The organism is Bradyrhizobium sp. AUGA SZCCT0283, assembly GCF_018130385.1.
In the GTDB taxonomy this organism is placed as follows: Bacteria; Pseudomonadota; Alphaproteobacteria; order Rhizobiales; family Xanthobacteraceae; genus Bradyrhizobium.
Map to the genome: position 1 here is coordinate 1 of NZ_JAFCLU010000074.1, position 7,681 is coordinate 7,681.

Sequence of the window (7,681 nt, forward strand, 5' to 3'; positions counted from 1 at the left end):
AGCGCTTTCCGCTTGATTTGAATCGGAAGGGTTATAGGGGGTTCCCTCGGGCGCGCAAATCAGATTCGGTTCCTCCAACGACAACGGCGGGGGTGCGCGATGGCGAAGGGATACTCGAAAGACCTGCGGGTGCGGGTCGTCTCAATCGTCGAGGAGGGTGACAGTGCGCGGGAGGCGGCACGTCTGCTCAACGTCGGTGCCTCGACGGCGATCCGCTGGATCGAGCGCTGGACGACGACCGGCAGCGTCGAGGCCAAGCCCGGCACCGGCCATAGCCGCTCGCCGCTGAACAAGCATGAGCAATGGCTGCTCGATCTTATCGCCGCGGAGCCTGACCTGACCCTTGATGACATCCGCTTGCGGCTCAGCGGCGCGAAGAAGCTCAAGGTTGGAACGAGCTCGATCTGGCGCTTCTATGATCGTCACGAGATCACGTTCAAAAAAAACTCTGCACGCCGCCGAGCAGGATCGTCCTGATGTTGCGGCTGCGCGCGCCGCGCTGAAAGCCGAGCAGCCTTCTCTTAAGGCGCCGCGCTTGGTGTTCGTTGACGAGACCGCGGTCACGACGAAAATGGTCCGTCATTACGGCCGCAGCCCGCGCGGCGAGCGGCTGGTCGCGAGCGTGCCACACGGTCACTGGAAGACGCTGACGTTCATCGCCGCACTGAGGTTCGATGGCATGACCGCGCCCTATGTCATCGATGGCGCGATGGATGGGCCAACATTCATTGCATATGTCGAGCAGGTTCTCACGCCGACCCTGAGAAAGGGCGATATCGTCTTCATGGACAATTTGCGCACCCACAAGGTCGATGGCGTGCGCCAGGCGATTGAGGCGGTCGGCGCAAGCGTGCGCTATCTACCGGCCTACTCGCCAGACCTCAACCCGATCGAGCAGGCATTCTCCAAACTCAAAACGGCAATGCGCAAGGGCGCGGCCCGCACCGTCAAGGCGCTCTGGAAGCTGATCGGCAGACTCATCAAGACATTTGCGCCACAGCAGTGCGTCAATTACTTTCGGCATGCTGGCTATGGACAATGACCCGCATCAAGTGGAAAGCGCTTCTAGGTGCGTTGAGAGAGGCGCCAGTCATCGTCGCCCCCTGACTTCGCGCATTGGAATGACGGCCCCAGTTTTCTTTCCAGTAACTGGGGCCGTTTCATTTACAATCTCTGGCAGCTCGGAAGGCGCAGGCGAACTATCTGGTGATTTGTAAGCCAAAGAATCTATTGCGACGCGGACATAATTTTTGATTCGCGCCCTCCACTTGCAGTGAAAGTCTATGAAGACCGGGTGGGAGTACTTCATAAGCAATCAATTTTTAGCCCGGCGGGCCGCTGGATATGCTTCCGGCGGCCCTTTCATCCGGCCGTCGTCGGGGCTGAGGCGAAGAAATAGCGGATGGAAAACGAGAAGAACGACCCCCTGGCCGAGTTCGGCTTGGATGCGATCGATTTGCGATGGACGATGAAAGACGTCGCCGCGAAACGAACCTGGCTGATCAACCAGCAGCATCTGGATAGGCTAATCGCACTCGGTCTGGCCGAGATGCGCGAAGGTATTCCGTATCTCACGATCACCGGGCAAAATACGCTCTGGGACTGACGACGTTGATCCGCATCGCACGAACCCGTGCCATATGAAGTCCTATTTTCTGACGGACGGCCGAGCGTCTATTTCTACTGGGACGACCTTCCGGGTCGCGGCTGAGTTCTGAAATGATGGACAGCGATCAGGCCCGAGAGGCTGCCAAGGCGTTTGCCGAGCGAGACAAACAGTCCAAGTAGAATTACGGAGCCTAAGCAATTCACAGGAGGACAGAGCGAGACCGAGCCGGGAACAAACGGCAAGATTGTTCGCTCGGCGCATGGTGTCCGTCGGATCGTCGTCGTCGCCTATCTCATGCCCGTATCGCGTAAACCCGCCCGGGCCCTCTGCGGGTTTATCGAACCTTGCCGGCCTACAAAGGCGATCCGGCCGCCGTCCGGCCCTGAATGGGTCCACGAAATTAAACACCGGATTCCGCCTCATGGTTCGCAGGGAGGGCGCCCGGGTGCGTTGCTTCACCCGGGGCGGGTACGATTGGTCCGAACGCTTTCCCTCGATCGTGGACGCCGCCAAGCGGCTCCGGCCCCAGTCCTTCCTGATTGATGGCGAGGCGGTCATCTGCCGGCCAGACGGGATGTCTGACTTTGACGCCCTTCGGTTTGGCCGGCGAGCGCATGAAGTGACCCTCGCCGCCTTCGACCTGATCGAACTGCAGGCAGACCACCTGCGGAACGAGTTGCTCGGCAACCGGAAGCAACGCCTGGCCAAGATCCTGGCCGGCCGCGCCGATGCGATCATCTACAACGAACATTTCGATCGCGACGGGCCAACGGCCTTTGCCCATGCCTGCCGGCTTGGCCTTGAGGGGATCGTTTCCAAGCGGCTGGATGCGCCCTATCGGAGCGGCCCGTCCAAGACCTGGCTGAAGTCAAAGAACCCGCTGTGCGAAGCCGTCCGGCGAGAGCGTGAGGAGGAGTGGAGCTAGAGGCATCTTGCGAGCTTACCGCGGCTCACTGCAGTCCATGGGCTGCTTTCTTCGACACGCCAGCATGGGGACCGCTAGGCAATGTGGGGAACCATAGAAACCGCTCGGACAAAGGGCCGTTGAAATCATGTTGGCTGCGACCGCGGGTCAACGGGAGCAGTCGACAGGGGTCGTCGAGGGAGCCCGCCGCCCCCTGCGGCGGCCCCGCTATAGGAACGGGCGGGTGCGTTTTAGATGTACGTCGGAACGTCTCGGCCTGCGCGTTGGATAACGGCCCCAGCCCCGATTGCCCTGCTGGGGCCGTTTCTTTTCCCAAACGAAAAGCCCGGCTGGTGGCCGGGCTTGGTTCGCAAACATTCCGAACGTGATGAAACGCGAAGATCTTAGATCAGAAAAGAGATCAGCGTCGGTTCGCTTTTTACCCACGACTCGGAATTTGGACCCGTAAGATTGCGGGAATCCTGCCCGTGCAGCATGGGCGCGCCCCACAGTTCCAGAATTAACCCGCAGCGCGCCTATAAAGCTTAACACGCGCGTTTAGTTGCGATGGGGCTGCAGAGGGATAGCTTCGGAGGCCCGCGGCGGCTAGCACGCTACGACTATCATCGAGAATCTCCGCACCCGGAAGCTGCAACTGGAGCAGCAGCTAAAACAAAGTCCGAGCGTAGAGCAACGTGAGTGGATCGAGGGGGAGCTGACCAAGATCGATATCGCGCTCAGCTTCTTGGACGACCTTGGGAAATTAGGCAGCCAGCCCCCCGCGACGAAATAGCTGCCGACTCCGCTGTTCCCCAACCGCTACCTATTCTTCCCGCCTTCGGACTCAGATAATGTCCAGTTTTCAGTTTGTAGCGTTTGGGGCTGACCATGTTGGATGAGCAATTCAGGATGCAGCGCGCGCGGATGGTGCGCGATCTGGCTGAGAAAGCAATCGACCCTTTCATCAAGCGGCGTCTTCTGGATTTAGCGGCGAGATATGAAGGCAACCGCCTCATTGCGCGCGCCACGCTGACGCCCGTTGACCTTCAGTTCGAAAGCCGCGGCAACGGACCAGAGCGATAAGCTCTGTGGCTGCAGAACACGGCTGGCAGCGGTGAGTTTGACCATCCAACCCCGCCGCCGAAGGGCAAGCCGCTCCTGACCCTCAGGGATGCCGCCAACTACATCGCCGGCCTTCCAAGGAAGGAAGCCGCGCTGCCTGAATGGAAGTGCCGCTGCACACATAGGGGTGCGCAAGCCCTTCGCCGATCACGATTTGCTCGACATCCCTGCCGCCGACTGACAGCGAACCGCACCGCCGGCCAGCGGTTGCTGCGGCTAAAGCGCGGCAACAAGTGCAAGCCAAACGCTCATCACAATGCAGGTCACAATGGCGGTATAAGGCAGGACGATACGCATTCGCAATCCTCCCTTGGAGAAAGCGAATCAGTACCACTGTTCGGAGGGAAAGTCTTTTCATCAATAAGCAGCAGCGACCCCGGGCCGGCCGGGGCGCTCTCTTTTCATTCCTGGCGAGGCCGCGCCTTCTAACCGCCATCGCACCACGGCCGCCGCTTCGGACAGTTCGTCGCGCCGCACACATCGGGATGCGTGGACCCCCAGAACAGCCTTTTCAAGCCGGGTCATATCTTGGCAGAATTGGGCGGCGCACGCAGCGCGCTCAGATAATCACGCTTGGGGAAATGAGGTTAGTATTTTAGATGACGGACACGGAGATTCGAAATCCTACACACTCTCCGTCTTAAGAGATTGGCACCGGTATTGTTTGAACGGGTTGCCTCCGGCGAGATATCGGCTAACGCCGCAGGCGCCGATATCAGGCCGTTCTTTGATTATCCACGCATGGGAACGGGATGGCCTCGCGCGCATTGATGGGGGCGCCAGTTTCATGGAAGCCCTGGCGCATTGGAATGACGGCCCCAGGTTCTCCCTCCCAGGGTGCTGGGGCCGTTTCTATTAGCGATGCTTGTGATCTTTTGCTGGCGATCGGTGTAGCGGCCCCGGCAACACGCGACGCACCTGAACCACCATCACTCGTGGGGCCTGGCGGGACGCCAGGGGCCGCACAGAATAGCCCCCTTATCGCAGCATCGTCTGTCCGGCGGCCGACAAAGGGCAGGCCCGGCAGCGCATCAGAAGCCGGCAAGCTGTCACAGAATATAAGTTGAGCTGAAGGAACGGCGCCTCACGAAAGAGTCAATCTGGTCTTCCGGGAGATCAGCCCCAAAGCCAAACCGGAAGACGGCGGCCCCAGCTACCTCCTCGCAGAGCGCTGGGCCGTTTTTCGTTCGCCGTCCCTGTTGAGTGGGACCGCGGCAGGCTTCAAAAGCGCCAAAGGCCCCGGCTCGGGGACGCAGCCAGGGCCCTTGCAGCATTAGCAGCCTGAGGAGAACAGACCGCTGGATGTTGCGCCCATCCTGCAGCCGTCACCATAACAAATGTTGGCTTCAGCGCCCGCCAGCGCCTTCCTCTTTTTTTCCGCCACTCAGCATGCGGAAGGCCAGCCCAGCCCATCGCGTTTGACGCCTATGTCCCCGTCCAATCCGCGTCCTGCGCCTGTACATCCGAGGTCGCAGTTCACGTAGGCCACAGTGCCGCTGCGGCTGGTGGCCGGGGATATTATGTTGAAACGCGGAAAGTGGGGCGTCTGTGCGTAAGCCGACTTAGGACAAAAAAAATTCTAGAGACGACCCCTCCTGGCGAAAAACACTGCCCCGGCATTTTCGCGCTCAAATTGCGAACATCTCCAATCGTGCGGTGGAGTCTCGGCCGGGGGCGCTGGCCGCTTCGGCGCCTTGACTCTCGACCCTACCTAAAGAAAGGCGCCCTTCAAGCCGTCGACGAGCTAGAACGGAGCGTTACTCCCACGGTTGAGCAGTTCATAGCACGAAGGGGGGCGGTTTCCCGGTTATCTCTTCTCGAAAGAGACAATGAAGGCGATGAAATAGTCGAGCACCCCCCACTTTAAGCAGCAAGCGCAGCTTACGGCCTAATGAGTACCCATCCTTGGTAGCTTTCCCACCGATGCTTTTTTACAGCAATAGGTGCTACTGCTCCTCTGGGCTGAGGGCAGTGACATGGTTATCACCGAAGGCGCTTCGTGGAGGCCAGCTTGTCGATTAATCGCACGGAGACCATTGAATGGGACGGCAGCGCCCTGAGCGGCTGGGAAAACCTCGATGGAACGCCGACAAAGGTCTCGATCGACCGTGAAACGATCCACGCCTATGTGCCCGGCTTCAGTGACGCACTCACTTGGGAAATCGACAGGCATCGGGATGAGATTTTCGAGAAGCTGCTGCCGTTGTTCAATCAGCAAAAGCGAGATTTCCAGCACGGTACGGACCGCCCATGAAGTTTACGTTCGGATCAACGGTATGAAAGATCGGCTCATCGGCGTCAGCTTTTTTCTCGTAGCGTCGGCAGTCATGATCGGCTGGATATTCGGGTTAGCTTGGAGTGCTACCAAACTAGCCGTTTGGCTGTTCAGTTGAGATACTCAATGAGATCCATCACCTTCACCGCGATACAGCCGATCACTATCCAAAGAGCGAAACTGATCTCCAACGTTAGCCATGGCAAGTTCCCCCATTTCGCCGTTTTGCTGGAACGAGCCATGGTGAAAAAATAAAGCCTGACAATTCAAAAAACCATTCCAGTCCATTAGTCTTGCTTCCGACGGTAGTCGTTGCCGAGCCGCTGATAATGCATATCCTTTCAGTTATGCCGATCACTTAATCCGCCGCAGGTTTGCAGAAGGAGGATTTTGCTGTTACTGACCGTCGTCGGGAAGCGTTTTCGCCGACTGGGGTCATGTTCATGGGGAGTTCGACCATCACCAGACCACCCCGCCGGAGGCGCGCTTTTCGAACAGACGGCCGTCGGGAGCGAGCATGACCAGGTGCCCGCTAACGGTTTTTCCTATCGGCCGAAGGCTCGCTTCCACCGCGCAACGAGCTAACGATCCCACGCGGCGCGGCCGGCGGTCCATCGCGCATCGAGTTCCTGAATTTTCAGCGGTGCATCATCAAGCCGGAGGTGATCCGGCCATCCTCCGGTGCCACGATATGCGGCGGCGTCGCAAATCGTGACATGATCAATAGTTGCCGCCGTGAACGATGGTGCCGAGTTGCTGCCGTTCGCGACGCGACATCTTGATATTAAGCACGCCGACGGAGACCATCGCCATAGGGTTTTGCCGTTGCGTGACGGCCCGTAGCCGCCACCACTCCATGCTGACTTTCGCGCAGAACCCCAACCCGAAAGCATCCTCATGAAGCGAGAGACTTGCCATCGGTAGTCGCGGTGCGCTCTCTTCGTGAGTCTCCCCATCGGAACTCGATCGCCTTTGGGCGCGCCAGCATCTCGGCAAAGGCGCCCCGCTCGAATTGCTCGAGCTTATTGGTCTTGGTCCAGGTCTCGTCGATGAACACCAACCGGGTGGGATCGATCCGATTCCGATACTTGGTCCACTGCGCCCGCCGGCGGGCGACATCGGGACGATCCTGCTCGGCGGCGATCAGCGTCTTTTTTTATAACTGAGCTTCTCAGCGTGGAGGAACTCCCACATCGTGCGGTAATCGACTTTCAGGCCACGCTCGGCGAGTTCGCTCACCAGCCCGCGCACGGTAAAATCCGCCTTCCGGCAGCGTTGCACCAGCCAATCGCGGTATGGCCCCGCAATCTTCTTCGGCCGATAGCCGCCGACCTGGTCCGGCTTGACGCTCCCGGTCTCGCGGAAGCGCCGGACCCAATTGATCGCCGTGCTGATGCCCACTCCAAATTGGGCCGCCGCCTGATGCCTCGACAGGCCGCCTTTGATGACAGCCTTCACCACCCGCTCACGAAGGTCGTCCGAATAGGGTCGTCCCATCCATGCTGGCCTCCTTTCCAGCCAGCATGTTGAATCAGAACAAACCTGATTTGGGAATCTTGAGGGTTCTGTGAGGTCGTGGGCACGGCGGGGCCTGGGACGCGCGCGCGGGCGCGACCTCATAGAAGCCGGATTGAACGAAGCCGCGGTTGTTTGGGCACTATGGGGATAGTGGCGATGGTGTGCCGGCGGGGCAATTTGACAACAGCTGCGCAACCGACGCGACGGGTTATTTTGGCAAGGACGACCTCGCGGATCGGGTGCCGGGCGTGAG

6 protein-coding genes and 1 pseudogene are annotated in these 7,681 nt (G+C 59.4%); 5 read left to right on the forward strand and 2 right to left on the reverse strand.

Features of this window, described 5'->3' with window-relative positions; translation table 11 throughout:
- Positions 1 to 99: 99 nt before the first annotated feature.
- From JQ624_RS37660 to JQ624_RS37680, 5 genes are all read left to right on the forward strand, one after another.
- Positions 100 to 1,042 (forward strand): IS630 family transposase gene (locus JQ624_RS37660; protein WP_212423919.1). Its coding sequence is split into 2 segments (ribosomal slippage): positions 100 to 438 and positions 440 to 1,042, totalling 942 coding nucleotides; the frame shifts between segments, so codons are not numbered across the junction.
- A 360-nt stretch (positions 1,043 to 1,402) separates the two neighbouring features.
- Positions 1,403 to 1,606 (forward strand): hypothetical protein, encoded by a 204-nt coding sequence (locus JQ624_RS37665; RefSeq protein ID WP_212423920.1) that lies wholly within the window; start codon positions 1,403 to 1,405, stop codon positions 1,604 to 1,606.
- A 424-nt stretch (positions 1,607 to 2,030) separates the two neighbouring features.
- The gene (locus JQ624_RS37670) at positions 2,031 to 2,534 is read left to right on the forward strand and encodes a DNA ligase (RefSeq protein ID WP_249130402.1); all 504 of its coding nucleotides are present in this window, start codon (positions 2,031 to 2,033) and stop codon (positions 2,532 to 2,534) included.
- Between the two features lie 867 nt (positions 2,535 to 3,401).
- Positions 3,402 to 3,596 (forward strand): hypothetical protein, encoded by a 195-nt coding sequence (locus JQ624_RS37675; protein WP_212423924.1) that lies wholly within the window; start codon positions 3,402 to 3,404, stop codon positions 3,594 to 3,596.
- 2,050 nt (positions 3,597 to 5,646) lie between these two features.
- Positions 5,647 to 5,889: a hypothetical protein gene (locus JQ624_RS37680; protein WP_212423921.1), complete on the forward strand. Its 243-nt coding sequence runs from the start codon at positions 5,647 to 5,649 to the stop codon at positions 5,887 to 5,889.
- Between the two features lie 144 nt (positions 5,890 to 6,033).
- Here JQ624_RS37680 and JQ624_RS37685 read toward each other — a convergent pair whose 3' ends face one another.
- The gene (locus JQ624_RS37685) at positions 6,034 to 6,198 is read right to left on the reverse strand and encodes a hypothetical protein (protein WP_212423922.1); all 165 of its coding nucleotides are present in this window, start codon (positions 6,196 to 6,198) and stop codon (positions 6,034 to 6,036) included.
- Positions 6,199 to 6,934: 736 nt separating this feature from the next.
- Positions 6,935 to 7,407, reverse strand: a pseudogene (locus tag JQ624_RS37690) (helix-turn-helix domain-containing protein); the annotation flags it as partial.
- Between the last annotated feature and the right edge of the window lie 274 nt (positions 7,408 to 7,681).

Bases quoted from the DNA above. Each gene is read 5' to 3' on its own strand.
- JQ624_RS37665 (WP_212423920.1), top strand. From the start codon at position 1,403: ATGGAAAACGAGAAGAACGACCCCCTGGCCGAGTTCGGCTTGGATGCG.
- JQ624_RS37670 (WP_249130402.1), top strand. From the start codon at position 2,031: ATGGTTCGCAGGGAGGGCGCCCGGGTGCGTTGCTTCACCCGGGGCGGG.
- JQ624_RS37675 (WP_212423924.1), top strand. From the start codon at position 3,402: ATGTTGGATGAGCAATTCAGGATGCAGCGCGCGCGGATGGTGCGCGAT.
- JQ624_RS37685 (WP_212423922.1), bottom strand. From the start codon at position 6,198: ATGGACTGGAATGGTTTTTTGAATTGTCAGGCTTTATTTTTTCACCAT.